The sequence below is a fragment of the Salinisphaera sp. LB1 genome, assembly GCF_003177035.1.
Classification (GTDB): Bacteria; Pseudomonadota; Gammaproteobacteria; order Nevskiales; family Salinisphaeraceae; genus Salinisphaera.
The window spans coordinates 1,606,737-1,625,551 of record NZ_CP029488.1; the positions used below are offsets into that span (position 1 = coordinate 1,606,737).

The following is an 18,815-nucleotide window of genomic DNA, read 5'->3' on the forward strand; positions in this document are numbered from 1 at the left end:
AGCGTCACTGCCGGACAGGACGCCGACGTTACAGCCGGCGCGACGCTAACTGGGGCGACGCTTACCGCCACAAGCGGCAGTGTTGACGCGAAGTCCGGTGGCGCAATGCAGCTCAAACAGGTGACCTCGGCAGCGACCCTGGGCCTGGTGTCCGGTAGCGCCATGACCCTGGGTACCACCGATTCGGGCGGCGATCAGACGCTCGACGCAGTGAATGATCTAAAGTTCAAGCAACTCACCAGCGGCGCCGACGTGACCGGCACATCGACCGCCGGGGGTATCCGCGGCGGTTCCATCGACGCGGCCGGCAACGTCACGTTGAACGCCTTCAAGGAGATCGTCTTCGATACGATCACGGCCGGTCAGAACGCCAACCTATTGGCGGGCACATCCTTGACGGGCGCCAAGCTAACGGCCACCCAGGGCAACATCAATGCCACAGCCGGTACCGATCTCGCCATCCAGAAGATCACCGCCGGCGGTTCCGTCGATCTGAAGGCCGGGTCGAGCCTGACCCTGGGCACCGTGACCGTCGGCAAGGACCTCGGTCTGATCGGCGTCAGCGACATCAAGTTCATTGACCTAGCTGCCGGCGACGGCATTACCGTCCAGTCCACCGGCGGGTCTGTGACCGGCACCCGTCTGACCGCCCCGCATGCGAACTTGAGTGCCGACAAGGCGATTACGGTGCAGGACGCCGAAATTGCAAGCCGGCTGAATCTGGCTGCCGCCGACATCGATGCCCACGTCACGCAGACCGCGACCCCGCCGGCCGATCCGTTTGCCATGATCGTCACCGGCTACAAGAACGGCCGGGCGCAGAAGCTGCGTCTGTCGATCGACGCCCCGATCGGGCTGATCTTCAATCGTCTGGTCGCCGCGCGGGCGCAGGTCGACACCACTGCCAACAAGGTCAACATCCAGGCCGGCAACATATCGCAGATTCTGAGCCTGAATACGCCGAGCACAAGCCTGCTGCTGGACAACGTCACGCCGAAGCTGTCCAACGTCGATTTCCAGCTGACCCAGCCAACCTACAATTTTTATCTCCGCGAGGATCATCGGCAGATCATGACCAACGCCTTCGTGACCCATTATCGGCGTGGTTACCAGACGAACCAGGTCTCGAACTACACCTCGCCACATCGATACGGGCGCACGCCCTACGGCGGCGAAAGCGCGGTACGGCACACGTTCCGAACGCTGCGGAGCAGTCTCAACTATCCGGGCAGTGGCGTTAGCGGAGTCATCAACAGCAACGAGCCGTTGGCCGACCAGAGAATCTGGGCGGACAGCATGCTGCTCGGTGCCCCGACATCCGGCGTCGCCCTGAACCTCGGCCAACCGTCCACACAAAAATAATCATCGAGCCGGTTTGATCGGGCTCTTGGGGGGACCATGCTCAAGCGAATCGCGCTCGCCTCGCTACTCGGCCTGCTCGCCGGACCGGCGCTGTCCGCGACCATTCCACCGGCCAACCTCGGCGCCGGCGCGGCGCAGAATCGGACCGAGCAGACACAGGCGTATTATCAGCGCCAGGAAAATACGCAACAGCCACAGGCAGCGAAAAACCCGATCATCAACGCGCCGGAGGCCGGATCGAAAAAAGCGAACGTCAACGCCGGCCCCCGCTTTGAACTGAAGGCGGTCAAGTTCAGCGCCTCGCATTTTCTGAGCCCAAAGACGCTACAGTCGATCGTTGCCCCTTACGTCGGCCACAGCGTACATGTCGGCGCTTTGCGCAAGATCGTGGCGGACGTCAACAAGCGCTATATCCAGCGCGACATCTATACCGCACGCGCTGTGCTACCGCCGCAGAAGATCCGCAACGGCGTGGTGCATATCCAGCTCATCGAAGGCAAGCTCGGCGCACTGGAGATCAAGCACAACACCTATACCCGCGCCGGCTTCATTACATCCCGGCTGGGACAGACGCCCGGCCAGGTGGTCAACGGCGCACAGCTCAAACGCAACCTGATATTCTTCAATCGCACCAGTGACATCCAGCTTCACGCCCTGCTCCAACCGGGGGCCGAGACCGGTCTGACCCGGATCCTGCTGTTGAGCGAGGAGCCCAATCGCATCAGCATCGACCCGTTTATCGACAATGCCGGCGCCGACAGCACCGGTCGCTATCGGGGCGGCCTGTCGTTCCGATGGTTCGACCCGCTCGGCATGGACGATCGCTTCGATGGCTACTTTGTCGGCTCCCGGGGCGACCTGTCCGGTTTTGCGTCCTATTCGCTGCCGGTCAATCATGCCAACGGCCGACTCGGCGTCAGCTATTCTCGCAACGCGATCAATATCGTCCACGGGCCGTTCCAGCAACTCGACATCACCGGGCATTCGTCGACCGTCTCCCTCAACTTCACCCAGCCGTTGATTGCCACCCAGCGCTGGCTGCTCACCTGGGCCAGCGCTGGCTCCTTTGCCACGTCCCAAACCGATGCGGCCCATCAAAAGATTGCCGACAGCACTACCGAGCAGTTATCTACCGGCCTCACTCTGCAGCAGACCACCGGCCATCATCGCTGGTCGCTGACCCAGACCGTGGGCGGCCTACACTCCAAGGAAACCCTCGACAATCAACACCTCTTCTTTGTTTACGATATGCAGGCCAGCTACCTGCAGACGTTCGGTGCCAGCCCCTATTCGCTGTCGCTGAACGTGGACGGTCAGTATGCCCCGGCTAAGCAATTGCCCAGCCAGAACCTGTTCCAGATCGGCGGCATTAACAGCGTACGCGGCTATGAACAGGGTGTGATTGCGGGCAGCAGTGGGTTCTACGGCCAGCTCGAATTCCACCGGCGCCTGTTGAGTTGGCTCGGTGCGTTTGTGTTTGTCGACGGTGGTGGCGTCTATCAGTCGTTTCCCCAGACACAATATCTCGACAGCACCGGTGTCGGGTTGTCGGCCACGTATCGCCACTGGGTGAGCATCGACTTCAGCGCGGGCTATCCGCTAAAAACCGTCACCCCCAGTCAGGACAACTATCGCCTGGGCTTTCGTATCACCGGCTACTGGTCGCCGTGAACGTGGCGCGCTCCTTTCAAAAGCCACTTCGAGGTTTGTCAAACATGCTCAATCGACGAAAACCGTTGACCATGATGCCAACACCCAAAAACAAGAAGTTAGAATAAGAGATCACTCGCAAATCAACGATGATGACCGGTGCCGCCAAGCCCAAGGCCGTGCCTTTGCAAGACGATTACAGTGCCGATGAGCTCCGCGAACGTGCCCGTCGGACGCACGATGCCAAACAAGCGCGGCGCTTGCTAGCGTTGGCCGGCTCGCGCGAGGGCTGGCGCCGGAACGAGGCCGCATGTTTGCGCGCCATGGATGCCCAGGCCCTGCGCCGCTGGGCCATCGCATTCAACGCCGAGGGCCCCGACGGCTTGATCAACACCCCGCCGCCGGGCCGGCCGTCCAAGCTCAGTCCGGCGCAGAAACAAGAGATTGCGCAGCTCGTCGATGCCGGGCCGGATCCGGAACAGGACGGCGTGGTGCGCTGGCGTTGTGTCGATCTCAAACCGATCATTCGGGACGCTAGGGCGTTGATCTCGCCGAAAATTCAGCCGGCCGTCTTCTCAAGGAACTGGGCTTTGCCCATGTCAGCGCCCGAGCGCGGCACCCGCGCCAGGACCGTGAAGCGATCGACGTTTTCAAAAAATCAAACGCTACCGGAACAAGTCGCCGCGATCGCCGATACCCGGTCGCCCAGCACACCGATTGCTTTGTAGCTCCAGGATGACGAAAGGCGGGTCGCCCAGAAGAACCGCGCGGTCTATCAGTGGGCGCGTCGGGGCACGCGCCCGCGCCAGCCGGCCGATCAGCGTTATCAAAACGCCTATCTGTTCGGCGCATTGTGCCCGGCCCGGGATACCGGGGCCCCGCTGGTGTTGCCCGTCGTCAACACCCAAGCCATGCAACACCATCTTGCCGAAATCAGCGCAACCGTCACCCCGGGCGCCCAAGCCAGCTTGCTCATGGACCAGACAGGCGGGCACACGACCGCCAAGCTCAAGATACCGAGCAACCTGTTGATTATTTGTATTCCCCCGGCAACGCCGGAGCGGAATCCGACCGAAAATGTCTGGCAGCACCTACGTCAAACGTATCTGAGCAACCGCAAAAAGATGCACCGCGCTGCACGCCATGTCTTGCCCGCGTTCACGGGAGCATAGCGATCATCGCGTTGCGTGCAAATCAGGGGGCCTCGGCCGCCGGTCTTTGCGTTCTCATCTGGATTCTTCCTGCCCACTACAGGTACCGTGCCTTGTCCAGCGCTTGGGGGTGATATGCAAGACCGTGTCTTGGCGTACTGGCGGACGCTTGAGTTATTTCAGCCGCATGCGCCGCCAAAAGAGCAACGCTACACGCGAAAGCAAAGAAAGCCCGTCTTCGTCTATCGCCGAGACGACCCTTTGCCCTGGCAGTCGGGCCACGCACTCGCCCGCGACTCATTGCCAAACGGTAGAAAGTGGCAGCATAGGGTCTACGCGGGTATCTACAGCACCCAAAAATACCGCCAGAACATCGAAGAGATTATCGGGCGTGACGAGCAGGCCTTCGATAGACGCGAGACCGAGGGTTGCCACTTTTGCTTTGTGGTCGATCAGGAAGGACACCCGAATTTGCAAAGTTTGGATGTCAGTGCGGCGATCTGGGCGCTGGGCCAGACCCAGAAGCTGGGGCCGGATGATTCACGCTGGCTGGCAGGGGATTTCGGTGCTTGGGCAGCGGAATGGCAGGTGAAGTTCGCTCGAGAGTTCGCGGGTGTGCCGCGCCTTGATGGCGAAAGCGATGCCAGTTTCATCGAGCGGGCCTACACCCAAGTACCGATCGACCACGACTGCCTTGAGGCCATGGGCCGGTTTTTCTTCAACAAGACGTTGGCCGATCGCGTTGAGATGCGGATCCAGTCGTATCAAGTTTCAGCCAGACGCACGAACGAGATGCCACCCGGCGGTTTGCTGAACAGTTTCTTCGCCGGGGACTTGAAGCGCATGGCGACTGAGGCTCAGACGCGCACGCCTACCGGCGACGCCCTGGATGACTACCTGGGCGACCCGGCAGCCTATGACGCGCGGGAGACTGTCAACATCGCTCGCGATTCACGGGCACAGGTTGCACGGCTTCATCCGAGCCAGTTTCCGGTCGGCCGATGGCCGGAAGCCAATGGCCATCCTCTTGCGTTCAGTCAGCAGGTCGCAGTCAACGATATTTGGTCAGAGCTTCGACAAACCCCTGGTCTGCGATCGGTCAACGGCCCACCGGGCACCGGCAAGACCACGTTGTTGCGAGACCTTGTGGCGGCTGTCGTTGTCGAACGAGCTCAGGCCCTAGCCAAGTGTCAAAAGCCGGGCGACGCTTTCGCCGCCTCCTCGGAATGGCGCTTTGGCGACAAGACCGTTTTCATCCAGCGTTGGATTGCCCCGCTACGTGGCCATGGCCTAGTTGCCACATCGGCCAACAACGGCGCCGTAGAGAATATTTCTCTCGAGCTGCCGGAAGCGTCTAGTATCAACGCTCAGGCCATCGAAGGCCTCGACTACTTCTCGGATCTGGCAACGGAACTCTTACGTGACTCCCATAGGGCACCCGAGGATCAACTTAGGGGCTGGGGGTTGCTCGCAGCGCGCCTCGGAAACAAGAGCAACAATGATGAGTTCGCGACCCGGTTCTGGTGGAGGGCGACCAGTCAGGGTGATCGCACTGCGTCGGAAGCGCCGGCGAGTTTCCGGCAGCACCTATACGAGGTGCGTCCCACCGAACCCTGGTTGGACTCGGTCAAGCGATTCCAGGCTGCCGTAGATCACGAGCAAAGGCTACGCGATGAACGCGTCCGCGTGGCTAATGCGCTGCACGAAGAGCCGGCGCAAGTGGCCCGTGTGCAAGACGCCAACAACGCCTTGAAAGACGCTGACGCTCAGCTAAAACATGCAGCGGCTCAGGTCGACAAACACGCGGGTAGAGTCGAGGCGCGACAGAAGGCTACGAAAGCTGCCAGAGATGCGATGGCGCAACATCAAGCGACCAGACCCAGCTTTTTCAAGCGTCTATTTTTACGTCGCCGGACTCGGGAATGGCGCGAGCAGGCCAAGCTTCTGAGTGATAACAACACCGCAGCCCTATCCGACGAAAAAATAGCCAAAGGCTACTGGCGAGAGTGGGACGGAAAGCACGGTGACGCAGTCCGTCAGAAGGATCGCCTGCGGCTCGGGTCAAATTAGCCGAGGGTAAGCTCGCGACTATTGGCCGAACCATTGCTGAGGCCTGGTAACGCTGGGGTGACTGTGTTCCCGATTTCAAGCGCTGGATGGCGCTCGAAGATGCCACCGAGCGAGAGTTGTCGGCCCACTGGTCTGACCCGACGTGGCGCAAAGCGCGTGCGCAGGCGTTTTTCGAGGTGCGACGTCTTCATCGCGCATTTCTGTCGCATGAGCGCAATCGAATGCGATTTTCGCTGGGCGCGGCGATCGACACGATCCAAGGCAAAGCGCCTGCTGATACTGATCCCACGATTGTTGCTGATGCTTGGGATACGCTGTTTTTCGTCATCCCCTTGGTATCTACCATTCTTGCATCGCAGCCGCATCCGATTTGTGCGCTTATTGCCGTGCGGGCCTGTGCCGCAATGTGATCGTGGCGCGCAGGCCGGTGGCAAAACGTGTGGCCTCGCTCAGCTCGATGCGACCGCCGATCCGTTCGATCAATGTCTTGACGATGGAGAGGCCGAGCCCCGAGCCCACCACATCGGTACCCAGGCCGCGATAAAACGGTTCGAATACGCGCTCGCGTTCGGTGGGGTCGAGGCCGGGGCCGCTGTCCTCGACCGTAATCGTCACCCCGTCCGGGGTTGGCGCTGCCTGAAGATCGATGATCCCGTGGGGCGGCGTGTAGTGGATGGCGTTCGCCACGAGGTTCCGCAAGGCGGTGGTCAGTTCGATCTCGGCAGTCACCACCTGGATATCGGCGCCATTGACGCCGATATCGATGCCCTTGGTTTCGGCGAGCGGCATCAGGTCGGCGAGTAGGCGACGGAACAGGTCGTGTGCGGAGACCACGCTTTCCGGCATGGGCGGCGCGCTTTGTGCGCGTGCATAGGTCAGCAGTTGGTCGAGCAGCGCGCGATTGCGGTCGATGCCGTGGCGCAGGGTTCGTACGCGCTGCCGGGCGTTTTCGTCCATCCCGGCGCTGTCGAGGTGCTCGGCCTGCAGCGACAATGCAGTCAACGGCGAGCGCAGTTCGTGGGCGGCCGCGGCGATGAATCGTTGCTGCATCGCCATCGAATCGGCGACGCGTGTCAGCAGCCGGTTGATGGCGGTCACGAACGGGCGGATTTCCTCCGGCAAGCCTGTGGTGGCCAGTGGCTGCAGATCGCGTTCGCGCCGCTGGTCGACTTCGGCGGCGGCGGCCATGACCGGGGCGAAGATCCGTCGTACCAGCCCGGCCACGACCAGCAAAAGCACCGGCACCAGAATCAGGAAGGGCAACAGTCCGAGCAGCGCGCTATAGCCGGCGGTTTCGTCGCGAATGGCCGTCGGTTGGGCGACCGCAATCCGTTTGGAAGAACCCAGTCCGGTCACGAATATGCGGTAGGTCTGGCCGTGGATGGTACGCGTCTGCAGCCCGTCCACCAGATCCGGCGGAAAACCCGCCGACCGGGCGCCAGGGTGGCCGCGCTCATTGCGCGGGGGCAGCACGGCGACTCTCAATCGCGCCTCGGGGTCGATATCGGGGCGAGACGCGACTCGTGAGTTCGGCGCCGGCGGGTGCTCGGTATCGAACAGCGCGGCGGTCTGACGCAGCATGGTGTCCTGCATTTCGTTCGCTTCCGTGAAGATCAGCGCGAACGATACGGCGCTGCCGGCCAGGGCAACCGCGATAATCGCGAGTAAAAGCCAGAACGATAGCCGCAGGCGCAGGGAGTGTTTCAATCGGGTTTGGAAACCATCCATCCCACGCCTCGGACGTTCTTGATATGACCACCACCGAGTTTCTTGCGCAGCGCGTGCAGAAGGAACTCGACCGCGTTGCTTTCGACTTCTTCGCCCCAGCCGTAGATGCGTTCTTCCAACTGGGCGCGCGACAGAATCGCGCCCGGATGCGCCATGAGCGCCTCCAGCAGTGCAAACTCCCGCCGCGACAGCCGCACCTCCGGCCCATCGGCCACGTTCGCAATGCGCGTGGTCGGGTCCAGCGCCAGCGTTGCACTGCGCAGCACGGGGTCGGCCTGCGGGGTCCGGCGGCGCAGCACCGCGCGCATGCGCGCCAGCAGTTCGCTCATGGCAAACGGTTTGGTCAGATAGTCATCGGCGCCCCGGTCGAGACCGCGGATGCGATCATCCACGTCATCCCGCGCCGTCAGGATCAGGACAGGTGTCGCGTTGCCCGCGCGACGAATATCGGCCAGCACCTTCAGGCCGTCGCGGCGCGGCAGCCCCAGATCGAGCAGGATCAGGGCGTAGGGCTCGGATTCAGCGGCGAGGGTGGCCCAGTGACCATCCCGGACCCAGTCCACCGCGTAGGCGGCCGTCTTGAGTGCCTCCTCGACGGCCGCCCCGATCATGGCATCGTCTTCAATCAGCAGTACGCGCATAAGGACTTCGACCCAACCCATGCCCACCGTGCCGACACGGCCGGCGTCAAGCCAGGCGTCTTGGGCGCCATAGGCGGCTGGCTACGAGCATCAGCGCCGACATCAGCACCAGGGCCACCGCCGATGCCTGGAGCCGGCCCAGTTCCAGCCCGCCCTGGGAGACCGATTTGGTGAGAAAGTCGCCGAACGTGGCGCCAAACGGACGTGTAAAGATGAATGCGATCCAGAACAGAACGATCGCGTTGACCCGCGTCGCGTAGTGCAAGGCCAGGACCACGCCGATCACGCCAGCGGTCACCAGCGCCCCCTGAATATAGCTCAGGCCGACGACATCGACCAAGGCATCGCCGAACGCGGTACCCAGGCTGTTGGAGAAGATGACCGCGATCCAGAACATGATTTCGGTGTCGGTACGGACAATGCCGTGAATACTCAAATCGCGTTTACGGTAGTACCAGACCGCCAGCGTGGCCAGAAGAGCCGCGATCAGAAGGATCGAGCCCCACACATAGCCCAGGCCGAGCGTGCGGTCCATCATGTCCGAGACTTCAGTGCCCATGGTCGTGGTGGCCACGATGGCGAGCCAGAACAGCGCAACGCGATAGCGTTGGGCGCTGATCTGGGCGGACAGCACGGCCATCAGGAATATGCCGGTGACCATCAACGCCGTGACATATCCCAGCCCGAGGGTCATTGAAAGGGCATCGCCGGCGGTCTCGCCCAGGGTGGTCGCAATGATCTTCAGGACCCAGAACAGCAGGGTGACCTCGGCGACTTTGCTGGCAATGTCAGCACCGCGGCTTGTTGTGGCTGTCCAATCGTTCACGATCCAACCTCCTTGTGTGGTCGAGTGCACACGAACCGACCGACGAGCGGGCCGGCCCGGCTTGACGTCCCCTGTGCAGGACGATCATGGGCGGGCCCGGACGCCGGTCCCGTCCGTCCGGGCCCTGTTTCCGAAAGGCTGCGAACGTCAGTCGGTTTCATCGCCCTGGTCATCGCGATCCGTGCGATCGGCGGTCGAGGCGAGCACCGAGCCATCCCGGGCATCGACCTTCACGTCGAATACTTTCTGGCCATTGACGACTTCCACGTCGTAGGCCCAGCCCTCGCGCGTATGTTCGTATTCCGCCTTCGATGCCCGGCCGTGGACGTGTTGCTCGGCGGTCTGGACGGCCTGGGACAGCGAGACCCTGGCGTTGGCAATCGCCGTGGCATCGTTTTCGTTGCCGGTCGAGGCATAGGCCGCCGTTGCGGCGGTGGTGGCAAGCGCGACCGCCAGAGCGGTCAGGGTGTGGACTCTTGGCATGATCTTGCTCCGTCGTGGCGACGCCGGTATTGGCGCCGGGACAAAGCCTAGGGTTCCAGACTTAGAACAGACTTAGCCGGCGCCCGAGCCCGCTTGTGATCGGCTCGCGAGCATCGGGTAGCGTCGGGCCAAGGCCGGCTGCATGGTAGGTTCGGTGCAGCCGCCTCGCTGTATCCGCTCGCATGCGCTCTCGGGTGGGCTCGGGATCGTGCTGACCACGCTCATGGGAAGCATGGTGCTCAAGCAACCGATCGATGCGGCGGCCGGTATCGGCATATTTCTGATCCTGGCCGGTGTGGTGATCATCAATGGCTGGTCGACGGTGGCGACTCATTAATAGCCTATGTCTTGTGTCCACGTTGCGGGGCAGGTCTTGTCTTGTGCGTCATGTGGCAGTTCTAGGTCTGGCCCTAAAGGGCACATGCCGTATCGCACTTTATGCTCTGGTCTCGCGCGAACCCGGGGGATCGACATATCGCTGTTCCAGGTGGTCCAGTCCGCAACCGCCCGTACTTCGCGCGGGCTAGCCGTACCGGCCCGGCACGAGCGTTTCGTGCCTCATCCCGCCCCCCGTAACGCTGGTCGGTATACGCATGTTTCTTGAGTGGGCCGAATAACGCTGTCTTGTCGGGTAGCTGGCGCGGTTACGGGGCCAACAGATGCCCAAGAGACTGGACCGGGCGCATCATCGGAGCTGTGTGTAGTGCTGGCAAGTACGGTGGTGGGCGGCCAATGTACCGGCTATCGCGGCTCCAACCAAGAGTACTCAAGCGTTGTTGACAGCTACGTTAGTTATGGTCTTATATATGACTATAAGAATATAAGGAGGGAGAATGAGCGACACGCTGCCGGGGGACGACCGGTTACCGCGCTATCGTCGGGTTTTCGATGCGCTGCTCGACTCTGTGGTCGCAGGATGCTGGCAACCGGGCGACCGATTGCCATCCGAGCAAAGCTTGGCGGAGCAGTACGGCGTCGCGCCAGGCACGGTGCGCCAAGCCATTTCGAATCTGGTCCATGATGGTGTGCTGGAGCGACGGCAAGGCCGAGGCACTTTTGTCCGACAGCCGAACTTTACTTCGGCCATGTTCCGCTTTTTCCGCTTCGAAAGTGCTGGTGGGGAAGCGCTGTATCCGTCGGCGCGCATCCTCAGTTGCGTTCGCGTGCCGCCGCCCCCCGCTGTCGCGGAGCAACTTGGCATCTCTGGCCGTGCGAGCGCGATCCATCTGTCGCGCTTGCGTTTAATCGGCGAGGCGCCCGTTCTTGCCGAGTCGATCTGGTTGCCATACAGCCTGTTCAAACCGCTGTTGAAAGTAGCGCCGGATGGTTGGGGGCCGTTGCTGTACCCGCTCTATCAAGAGCTGTGCGGGCAGGTCATCGCCCATGCCGAAGAAACGCTGACCTTCGGTTGGTGTGACCCGGAAACCGCTGATCTGCTGAATGTCGCACCGAAAACGCCCGCAATCAGCATTGAGCGTCTCGCCGGTGGCTACGACGGCACACCCCTGGAGTGGCGGCGAACGCTGGGCCGTGCCGAAAAATTCCGTTATCGAACGGAAATTCGCTGAACAAGTTAATAATAATCAGGAGGAGAGAAATATGAACATACTTACAAAAGTCATCGCAGCGGCCGCGGTCTTGATGTGCTGCACGAGCGCCTGGGCGGCGCCGAGAACCATACGCATTGCAACGCATGTTTCGAAAGTCTCACCGTTGTATGACCAGGCGCAGCTTTTTGCCGACGAAATATCCAAGAAGCTGCCTGGCGAATTCGACTTCAAGATCTACCCGAACGGTCAGCTTGGCAAGGAAGATGCCCTGATCAATAACGCCAAACTGGGCTCGATCGAAATGATCGTCGTTGCGTCGGGCGTCCTGAAACTCGACGGTAAGCTGGGTATCTTCGATCTGCCGTGGTTGTTCAAGAACTACGATCAGGTCGAGAAGCTGTCGAAAGGCAGTTTCGGGCAGGCGGTCAAGAAACGCATTGAGGATAAGCAGAACCTCGTCGTGCTGGGGATGTATGCCAGCGGTTTCCGCCAAGTGATCAACAATAGGCGGCCCATTGTTCATCCGGCGGATATGAAAGGGCTCAAAATCCGCGTGACGGGTAGCAAATATCGTCGGGAGGGCTTTTCGCAGTTGGGTGCAGACCCGCAGCCGATCGCCTGGACCGAGACATTTACCGCCATTCAGCAGGGCGTCGTCGATGGCGCGGAAGCATCGATCTACGCGTTTTACGGCGCCAAGCTCTATGAGATCAACAAGTACATCAGCCTGACCCGACACAGCTATACGCCGTCGTTCCTGATTGCTTCGCCGACGTTCTGGGCGAGTCTGAGCGACCAGCAGAAGAAGGCATTTCGGGAAGCTGCCGCGGACATCACCGACAAGGCGTACGCGGACGCGCAGTCGCTAGACCAGCGTTATCTCAAGAAGATGAAAGACGACGTGAAGGTCAACGAGGTCGATTCGTCGGCGTTCCAGGCCAAGGTCAAGCCCGTTTACCAGGAGTACGAGAAGAAGTACGGCTCGAAGTGGGTCGACATGATCCAATCCACGAATTGATGCAAGGTCATGCTCCGCGCGCTTGATCTGTTGATGGCGGTGGTCGCTGGGGCGCTCGTCGCCACAACGGCGATCGTCACTTGCTTGTCGGTCTTTTTCCGATCGGTGCTGAACGCGTCGCTGTCGTGGCCAGTCGAGGTCTCCGGCTACCTGCTGATCCCCATCAGCTTCGCTGGCGCCTATCTGGCCCTGCGTGGGCAGGGGCATATTGCCTTCGACATGCTTGCCCAGTCGCTACCGGCAACGGTTCGCAAGACGATGCTTACGATCGTCGATGTTGGGGTGGGGGGATTTCTGCTCATGCTTGCGTATCTCGCGTACCACATGATCGCCGTGGTCGGCGGCACGCCGTTAGAGACGGTGCCGTTGCCGCGAGGCTTGTTCATGGCCGCGATCCCGATCGGATCGGTAGCCATGGTTCTCGGGCTGGTTGGCAACATCATCGACCGCTGGAAGCACTAGCCATGGCGTGGTTCATCCTTGGTGTGCTCCTTGCGCTCATCGCGGTGGGCGTGCCCATCGCGTTCGCGCTGATGATCACGGCGGCCGTGTCCATGTATGCGGTCGGCATGAGTCTCATTACCCTGCCGGTGCAGATGTTCTCGGGCATGAACAGTTTTCCGCTGCTCGCGATCCCGCTGTTCATTTTGATGGGCGAGTTGATGAGCGCCACGAGCATCAGTGAGCGACTGGTCCAGTTTGCCGGGGCATTGGTCGGTTGGCTGCGGGGTGGCCTGAGTCAAATCAACGTGTTGACCAACATGTTCATGGCCGAGATGAGCGGGTCCGGCGTGGCGGATGCGGCGGCGCTAAGCCGCGTGTTCGTGCCGGAGATGGAGAAGGCTGGCTACCCGCGAGACTTCTCCGCAGCGCTCACCTCGGCCGCTGCGACGCTGGGCATCATTATTCCGCCGTCGATTCCGGCCGTGTTGTATGGCGTGACCACCAACACCTCCATTCGGGATCTATTCATTGCCGGCATTGTGCCTGGGTTGCTCCTCGCCTTCGCGTTCATGATCACCAACTATCTGTTCGCCAGGCGAAACGACTATCCGGTCGATCACCGGTTCGACGTTGTTAGGCTTGGTGTTGCGTTCCGGCGCGCGCTCGTGCCTTTGCTGATTCCGATTCTCGTCGTCGGTGGGCTGGTGTTTGGGATATTCACGCCGACCGAGGCGTCGGGTATCGGTGTGGCATTGGCGTTTTTCTTCGGCCTGGTCATTTCTCGTGATCTGACGCCGCGGCTGATCGGCCGGGTATTCGCCAACGCTGCACGGCAGGCCTCGGTCGTGATGATGCTCGTGGGGGGATCGGCGGTGCTGGGTCAGGTGCTGGCCAACGAGCAGCTGCCTCAACAGATCGCGACCCAGATGGCCGCGGTCACGCAGAATCCGATCCTGATTCTGCTGCTGATTAATATTTTTCTGCTGTTTCTGGGCATGGTGCTGCACGCGTCGGCGGCCATCATCATTGTGGTGCCGATGCTGCTACCACTGGCACAGCAGATCGGCATGGACCCGGTCCATTTCGGCATCATGGTATGTCTTAATCTGGGCATCGGCCAGCAAACCCCGCCGGTGGCATCGGTTCTTCTGACCGTGTGTTCGATCAACGAAGTCAAGCTCCAAAACGTACTTCGTTACACCAAGTGGTTTCTACTTGCGATGTTTTGTGTGCTGCTGGTCGTGACTTACGTGCCTGAGGTTACCGTGTGGTTTAAACACTAGCGTGCCGCTCGGGTAAGAGATTGATTGGAGCCGACTTGACCCGCTCCTATCGTTGTTTTCGTCTAACGAAAGGACATCGTTTCGATGGTTGACGTCGGCTCCACGACAGATCGCGACCCGCTTTTGGATGGCCACTTTCACATTTTTCTACAGTCTCTTGACCTCGTGAAAAACCCGCGACATCGCCCGCAGTACGACGCTACCGTCGAAGATTATCTGGCATATCAGCGCGCGTTCGGGCTTGCCGGGGGGCTCCTCGTACAACCCAGCTTCCTGGGTAATGATAATTCGTTCCTACTCGCGACTTTGGAGAAGTTGGTCCATGAGGCTCCGGGTTCGTGCTTTAAAGGCGTGGCGAGTGTGTCTCCCGGTACCAGCCATGCCGAACTGCAGCGGCTGGATACTGCCGGGGTGGTGGGAGCGCGGTTCAATCTTTTTCAAAAGAGTCTGCCCCCGTTCCAGGAGGGGGCATGGCGTTCGTTATTGGAACGCATCGACAATTTGAACTGGCATGTCGAGGTTCAGATCGAAGGTGAGCGATTGCCACAGGTTCTATCGCACTTAACCGCTGCTTGTAGGCGCGTGGTCGTGGACCACTTCGGTAGGCCGGCTGCGGATAATCCGACCCGATGCCCGGGATATAAAGCGCTCATCAGTGACCAATCGGAACGTCTTTGGGTCAAGATCTCTGCGCCTTATCGTGTTTTCCCCCACCTGCCCCGCGATGAAGCGGCAAGCCACGCGGCGGAATTGGCAGAGGGTTATGCCGCTTCGTTAGGCGAGCATGCGCTGGTGTGGGGGAGTGACTGGCCGTGGACGCAATATGAAGAGGGCATGAGCTGGGAACAAATCATGCGCTGGCGCTATTTGTGGGCCGAACGGTTCGGACTCCAAGGGCTGCGTACACTCGTTCCTCAGTTCGGCTTGGTCTCGCGTGAGCGGTAACTCAGTAACTACTCATTTGGAGGCGTTGTTGCGGTCGCTTCGTCGTCTGGGGCTTTCCTGCCCGGTTACGTTCCGGGCCTGAATTTCGACGAAAACGTGTGGCGCTATGCCAAACGCACGGCGCAGTTCACAGCCTGCTGCGAAAGGCCGCCGCGAGCTCGTCGACGGCAGCGCTCGGCCTCCCGAGCTTCACATTTGAATGAAGCATGATAGGTAACGACGGCAGCTCCGGTAGCCCGAGTTGGCGACCAATATCGATTGCGCCAAGCGGCAGCATGCGCGGCGCCAGAGCGGCAACTCCGATGTTCGCCATGACGGCCGCCGATACGGCGGCGACGCCGCCGCCGACGAAGGCTTCCCTCCAGGCAATGCCCGCTTCGTCCAGAAGCCGGCCGGCCATGATGCGGACGTTGCAGGGCTCTGCAAGGGTGGCCACCGGCAAGGGTTCATCAGCCCGATGTCGCCAATCGGGGGCGGCAAACCAGCCGAACGTCTCCTCGCCCAGAAATTCGCCGTCATTGCGTCCGGTATCCATGCGAACGAGCACCGTATCGAGTTCGCGGCGTTCGAATTTTTGAAGCAGGTCGGCCGACGATCCGATCCGGACCTCCATCAACAATCCCGGGTCTCGTGTGTTCATGCGAGCAATCAGTGCGGCGAGCCCGGGGCCCGCGACATGGTCGCTGATGCCGATCGTGAGACGTTGCCGAGCCTTTGTGATGGCAGCACGGGCTCGATCGTGTGCCTCCAGTAGTTCCTGCGCGCGCTGCAAAAAAGCGGCGCCATGCGCCGTCAGCGTCACCCATCTCGGGGTGCGCTCGATAAGACGGTAGCCCAGCCGCGTCTCAAGGCGCTTGAGCTTTAAGCTGACCGCAGACTGGGTTGTCCCCGTGGCTTGTGCCGCGCGCGTAAAGCTCCCGAGTTCGGCGATGCGCACGAATGCTTGAACGGTAGTCAGATCAAGCGGTCGATTAGTCATTTCAAATTATCATCGCAGATATATTTAGCCATATCATATCAATATGGGCTAGCGGTAATTAGTATTGAATCCCCCCGCAATCGACAAGGTGAGAAACGATGCCGCTGTCCCATATTTCACTGAGTGCAGGAAAGTCCAGGGCTTATCGTCAGGCGATCTGCGACAGCTTGGGCGATGCATTATCGGCGACCTTCGATGTGCCAGAGAACAATAAGTTCGTCCTGGTCCACGAGCACGAGGCCGGGAACTTTCATTACAGCGCCGATTATCTCGGTGTCGAGCGAAGCGATGAGCTCGTGGTGATCCAGATTGTCGCGAACAATACGCGGTCTTTGCAGCAAAAGAAGCGGTTGTATGAGCGCATCACGGCGTTACTGGGAGAAAACCCAGGCGTTAGACCGGAAGATGTCTTCATCAACCTGATCGAGGTACCGAGTGAAAACTGGTCTCTTGGTCTCGGCCTCGCTCAGTACGCTTGAGGTGGCATCGTTCTGTCTTATTCACAGTGCGAGGCGGCCCGAATGGGCCGCCGCCCAATCAGTCGAAAGGAAACGCAAGAATTAGACTGTGCCGGCCTGCCCCTGCCGTTAACAATGATTGCATGTTCGGCATCGCGCGAGGTTTTCGGCCATGGGGTCAATCAAGCAACAGATGGGGGGCCGTGAGTGGGCCATGCTTCTGGCGCTCGCGCTTCTCTGGGGCGGGTCGTTCTTCTTTGTTGAAATCGCCATCGGTTCGGTTTCGCCGCTTGCGATCGTATTTCTACGGGTGGTGCTGGCGGCGATAGCACTCTGGTGCTTCTCGGCATGTGCCGGCGTGTCTATCCCACGCGAGCGCCCCATCTGGTCGGCGTTCGCGGTCATGGCCGTGCTGAACAACGTGATCCCCTTCTCGCTGATCGTCTGGGGGCAGCGAGACGTAGGCGCTGCATTGGCTTCTATCCTGAACGCGACCACGCCGTTCCTGACCGTATTAGTGGCCGGCGTCTGCCTGCCGGACGAGCGGATGGCGCCGAACAAGGTGATCGGCGTCATGGTCGGTTTTTTCGGCGTGGCACTGGTTGTCGGCGGCAATAGAGTGATTGATCTTGGCCAAGATCTGATGGCGCAATTGGCGATCATTGGCGCAGCCCTTTCTTATGCCTGCGCTGGCGTATACGGCCGACGATTCAAGCAAATGCGGATCAACCCGATCGCGGTTGCGACCGGGCAGGTCACGATGTCGAGCCTCGTACTTGCGTTATTGGTGCTCGTTTTCGGTGTGGCCCTGCCATCGCCGAATATTGGATGGACGGTCTGGCTGGCGCTCCTCGGCCTGGGTCTCTTTTCTACGGCCGTTGCTTACATCCTGTATTTCCGGCTGCTGGAAAGCGCTGGCGCGACCAATCTCCTGCTCGTGACCTTGCTGATCCCGGTCGTAGCGACGGGGCTGGGGGTGGCTGTGCTCGGCGAGGCGCTTGGTGCAGCGGATTACGCAGGGATGGCATTGATTGGAGTCGGCCTACTCACCATCGATGGGCGTTTTCTGATTGCGGCTTTGCCGAGGCTATAACAGACGGCATCTCGCCGAGAGACGCTTCCGATGATGAGATAAGGCCGGCCCGACCCATCCGGATTCGGCAACGCTACATGGGCCATGGCGCAAAGGACGGTTAGCGTAAGCGGCCCCGGCGAGCATGAGTCATTCGGAACATGACGACGAGACAGCCCGCGAAGCGGTATGCGCCGGCAGCAATACCGCGATCACAGTCTCCAGTTACAGCGACAAGCGCCGCGGTCGAGCTCCACCCGGCCACGGGAGCACGTGTCGGCCGGCGCTAATCGATCGTTGCCAACAGATGATTCCAGAACCGCTCGGCCGGGGGACGCAGCGATCGCCGCTCGGGCCGGGTCAACACGAATTGCTGACGGGCTGGGCAGGCCAGCTCGAAAGGCGCCACCAGTATCTGCGGGTCGCCGACCAGGCCGCGGTGGGCCAGTGCAATACCGCAGCCCTGGGCCGCGAGTCGCAGGGTCATGCTCTGCGTGTCGCACCATAGATGCCGGGCCGGCATCTCCGACAGGCCCGCGGCATCCAGCCAGTCCGGCCAGCCGACGGTGAATCCCGCCGTATGCAGCAGGGTATGACCGGTCAGTGCCGATGGGGCGGTGAGCGTCGCCGCGAGTGCTGGCGCACACACGGGCGTCAAGGCATCGGTGCCCAACGATTGTTGTACGAGATGCGGCCAGTCGCCGGCACCGTAGCGGATTTCCAGATCCACGTCCTCGCCGATGAAATCGTCTGCCCACACGCCGGTGACCACGCGCAGCGGCGTTTCGGGTTGCTGGCGATGAAAGCTTTGCAGACGCGGCGCCAACCAGAACTGCTGGATCGCCGGTGTGGCGCGGATAGTGACCGGCGCGTCCGGTTCGGGCCCGAAAACCTCGGCCGTGCCGTGGGCGAGTCGGTCGAACGCATCCTGCACGCTCGGCAGCCACGCCCGCCCGGCCTCGGTCAGCGTGAGCGAGCGAGCATGGCGGATGAACAAGTCCTGGCCGAGCCGCGCTTCCAGCATGCGGATGCGCTGGCTGATGGCCGACTGGGTGACAGCCAGTTCCTCGCCGGCCCGCGTGAAGCTGAGCGTACGCCCAGCGGCCTCGAAGGCCTGCAGCCAGGCCACCGGGGGCAGGCGGGCCATCAGCGCAC

General features: G+C 61.1%; 18 protein-coding genes and 1 pseudogene. 13 read left to right on the plus strand and 6 right to left on the minus strand.

Annotated elements, in window-relative coordinates:
- The first annotated feature begins 105 nt into the window (after window positions 1-105).
- From SALB1_RS07200 to SALB1_RS07225, 5 genes and pseudogenes are all read left to right on the plus strand, one after another.
- Window positions 106-1,362 (plus strand): hypothetical protein, encoded by a 1,257-nt coding sequence (locus SALB1_RS07200; RefSeq protein WP_109993253.1) that lies wholly within the window; start codon window positions 106-108, stop codon window positions 1,360-1,362.
- A gap of 36 nt (window positions 1,363-1,398) precedes the next feature.
- Complete coding sequence (locus SALB1_RS07205; protein ID WP_109993254.1) at window positions 1,399-3,033, plus strand: ShlB/FhaC/HecB family hemolysin secretion/activation protein; 1,635 nt, start codon at window positions 1,399-1,401, stop codon at window positions 3,031-3,033.
- A gap of 131 nt (window positions 3,034-3,164) precedes the next feature.
- Window positions 3,165-4,130, plus strand: a pseudogene (locus SALB1_RS19855) (IS630 family transposase); the annotation flags it as partial.
- Window positions 4,131-4,298: 168 nt separating this feature from the next.
- Entirely contained in the window at window positions 4,299-6,233 is a 1,935-nt protein-coding gene (locus SALB1_RS07220; RefSeq protein WP_145961267.1) for a hypothetical protein, read from the plus strand.
- Between the two features lie 86 nt (window positions 6,234-6,319).
- Entirely contained in the window at window positions 6,320-6,643 is a 324-nt protein-coding gene (locus SALB1_RS07225; RefSeq protein WP_109993258.1) for a hypothetical protein, read from the plus strand.
- On the opposite strand, the gene SALB1_RS07230 is transcribed toward SALB1_RS07225, so the two are convergent.
- The 4 genes from SALB1_RS07230 to SALB1_RS07245 form a co-directional block, all read right to left on the minus strand.
- Window positions 6,612-7,961, minus strand: a complete 1,350-nt coding sequence (locus SALB1_RS07230; RefSeq protein ID WP_109993259.1) for a HAMP domain-containing sensor histidine kinase — start codon at window positions 7,959-7,961, stop codon at window positions 6,612-6,614. The genes SALB1_RS07225 and SALB1_RS07230 overlap by 32 nt on opposite strands.
- On the minus strand, window positions 7,937-8,602 hold the full coding sequence (locus SALB1_RS07235) for a response regulator (protein WP_109993260.1): 666 nt from the start codon (window positions 8,600-8,602) through the stop codon (window positions 7,937-7,939). Before SALB1_RS07235 ends, SALB1_RS07230 begins: the two co-directional genes overlap by 25 nt.
- Before the next feature lie 46 nt (window positions 8,603-8,648).
- Window positions 8,649-9,428: a hypothetical protein gene (locus SALB1_RS07240; RefSeq protein WP_199678719.1), complete on the minus strand. Its 780-nt coding sequence runs from the start codon at window positions 9,426-9,428 to the stop codon at window positions 8,649-8,651.
- Window positions 9,429-9,575: 147 nt separating this feature from the next.
- Complete coding sequence (locus tag SALB1_RS07245; protein WP_109993261.1) at window positions 9,576-9,911, minus strand: PepSY domain-containing protein; 336 nt, start codon at window positions 9,909-9,911, stop codon at window positions 9,576-9,578.
- Between the two features lie 142 nt (window positions 9,912-10,053).
- Here SALB1_RS07245 and SALB1_RS18725 point away from each other — a divergent pair, with 142 nt between their 5' ends.
- From SALB1_RS18725 to SALB1_RS07275, 6 genes are all read left to right on the plus strand, one after another.
- Entirely contained in the window at window positions 10,054-10,248 is a 195-nt protein-coding gene (locus SALB1_RS18725) for a hypothetical protein (RefSeq protein ID WP_145961268.1), read from the plus strand.
- A 496-nt stretch (window positions 10,249-10,744) separates the two neighbouring features.
- Window positions 10,745-11,479, plus strand: coding sequence for a GntR family transcriptional regulator (locus SALB1_RS07255; protein WP_109993263.1), 735 nt, complete (start codon window positions 10,745-10,747; stop codon window positions 11,477-11,479).
- On the plus strand, window positions 11,397-12,479 hold the full coding sequence (locus SALB1_RS07260) for a TRAP transporter substrate-binding protein (protein ID WP_145961269.1): 1,083 nt from the start codon (window positions 11,397-11,399) through the stop codon (window positions 12,477-12,479). Before SALB1_RS07255 ends, SALB1_RS07260 begins: the two co-directional genes overlap by 83 nt.
- A gap of 33 nt (window positions 12,480-12,512) precedes the next feature.
- On the plus strand, window positions 12,513-12,941 hold the full coding sequence (locus tag SALB1_RS07265; protein WP_158590666.1) for a TRAP transporter small permease: 429 nt from the start codon (window positions 12,513-12,515) through the stop codon (window positions 12,939-12,941).
- Window positions 12,942-12,943: 2 nt separating this feature from the next.
- Window positions 12,944-14,206, plus strand: a complete 1,263-nt coding sequence (locus SALB1_RS07270) for a TRAP transporter large permease (RefSeq protein ID WP_109993266.1) — start codon at window positions 12,944-12,946, stop codon at window positions 14,204-14,206.
- 84 nt (window positions 14,207-14,290) lie between these two features.
- Complete coding sequence (locus SALB1_RS07275) at window positions 14,291-15,151, plus strand: amidohydrolase (RefSeq protein WP_109993267.1); 861 nt, start codon at window positions 14,291-14,293, stop codon at window positions 15,149-15,151.
- 127 nt (window positions 15,152-15,278) lie between these two features.
- On the opposite strand, the gene SALB1_RS07280 is transcribed toward SALB1_RS07275, so the two are convergent.
- Window positions 15,279-16,130: a LysR family transcriptional regulator gene (locus tag SALB1_RS07280; RefSeq protein ID WP_109993268.1), complete on the minus strand. Its 852-nt coding sequence runs from the start codon at window positions 16,128-16,130 to the stop codon at window positions 15,279-15,281.
- Between the two features lie 98 nt (window positions 16,131-16,228).
- Between SALB1_RS07280 and SALB1_RS07285 the strand changes: the two genes are divergently transcribed.
- Window positions 16,229-16,609: a tautomerase family protein gene (locus SALB1_RS07285; RefSeq protein ID WP_109993269.1), complete on the plus strand. Its 381-nt coding sequence runs from the start codon at window positions 16,229-16,231 to the stop codon at window positions 16,607-16,609.
- Window positions 16,610-16,760: 151 nt separating this feature from the next.
- Window positions 16,761-17,681, plus strand: a complete 921-nt coding sequence (locus SALB1_RS07290) for a DMT family transporter (protein ID WP_109993270.1) — start codon at window positions 16,761-16,763, stop codon at window positions 17,679-17,681.
- 265 nt (window positions 17,682-17,946) lie between these two features.
- Here SALB1_RS07290 and SALB1_RS07295 read toward each other — a convergent pair whose 3' ends face one another.
- On the minus strand, window positions 17,947-18,807 hold the full coding sequence (locus SALB1_RS07295) for a LysR substrate-binding domain-containing protein (RefSeq protein WP_109995320.1): 861 nt from the start codon (window positions 18,805-18,807) through the stop codon (window positions 17,947-17,949).
- Window positions 18,808-18,815 lie beyond the last annotated feature (8 nt).

What these genes read in the sequence shown, in the direction of transcription:
- SALB1_RS07290 (WP_109993270.1), top strand. Translation starts at nt 16,761, where the DNA reads ATGGGGTCAATCAAGCAACAGATGGGGGGCCGTGAGTGGGCCATGCTT.
- SALB1_RS07265 (WP_158590666.1), top strand. Translation starts at nt 12,513, where the DNA reads ATGGCGGTGGTCGCTGGGGCGCTCGTCGCCACAACGGCGATCGTCACT.
- SALB1_RS07230 (WP_109993259.1), bottom strand. Translation starts at nt 7,961, where the DNA reads ATGGATGGTTTCCAAACCCGATTGAAACACTCCCTGCGCCTGCGGCTA.
- SALB1_RS07280 (WP_109993268.1), bottom strand. Translation starts at nt 16,130, where the DNA reads ATGACTAATCGACCGCTTGATCTGACTACCGTTCAAGCATTCGTGCGC.
- SALB1_RS07225 (WP_109993258.1), top strand. Translation starts at nt 6,320, where the DNA reads ATGGCGCTCGAAGATGCCACCGAGCGAGAGTTGTCGGCCCACTGGTCT.
- SALB1_RS18725 (WP_145961268.1), top strand. Translation starts at nt 10,054, where the DNA reads ATGGTAGGTTCGGTGCAGCCGCCTCGCTGTATCCGCTCGCATGCGCTC.
- SALB1_RS07200 (WP_109993253.1), top strand. Translation starts at nt 106, where the DNA reads ATGCAGCTCAAACAGGTGACCTCGGCAGCGACCCTGGGCCTGGTGTCC.
- SALB1_RS07275 (WP_109993267.1), top strand. Translation starts at nt 14,291, where the DNA reads ATGGTTGACGTCGGCTCCACGACAGATCGCGACCCGCTTTTGGATGGC.
- SALB1_RS07285 (WP_109993269.1), top strand. Translation starts at nt 16,229, where the DNA reads ATGCCGCTGTCCCATATTTCACTGAGTGCAGGAAAGTCCAGGGCTTAT.
- SALB1_RS07295 (WP_109995320.1), bottom strand. Translation starts at nt 18,807, where the DNA reads ATGGCCCGCCTGCCCCCGGTGGCCTGGCTGCAGGCCTTCGAGGCCGCT.
- SALB1_RS07220 (WP_145961267.1), top strand. Translation starts at nt 4,299, where the DNA reads ATGCAAGACCGTGTCTTGGCGTACTGGCGGACGCTTGAGTTATTTCAG.
- SALB1_RS07270 (WP_109993266.1), top strand. Translation starts at nt 12,944, where the DNA reads ATGGCGTGGTTCATCCTTGGTGTGCTCCTTGCGCTCATCGCGGTGGGC.
- SALB1_RS07235 (WP_109993260.1), bottom strand. Translation starts at nt 8,602, where the DNA reads ATGCGCGTACTGCTGATTGAAGACGATGCCATGATCGGGGCGGCCGTC.
- SALB1_RS07255 (WP_109993263.1), top strand. Translation starts at nt 10,745, where the DNA reads ATGAGCGACACGCTGCCGGGGGACGACCGGTTACCGCGCTATCGTCGG.
- SALB1_RS07245 (WP_109993261.1), bottom strand. Translation starts at nt 9,911, where the DNA reads ATGCCAAGAGTCCACACCCTGACCGCTCTGGCGGTCGCGCTTGCCACC.
- SALB1_RS07205 (WP_109993254.1), top strand. Translation starts at nt 1,399, where the DNA reads ATGCTCAAGCGAATCGCGCTCGCCTCGCTACTCGGCCTGCTCGCCGGA.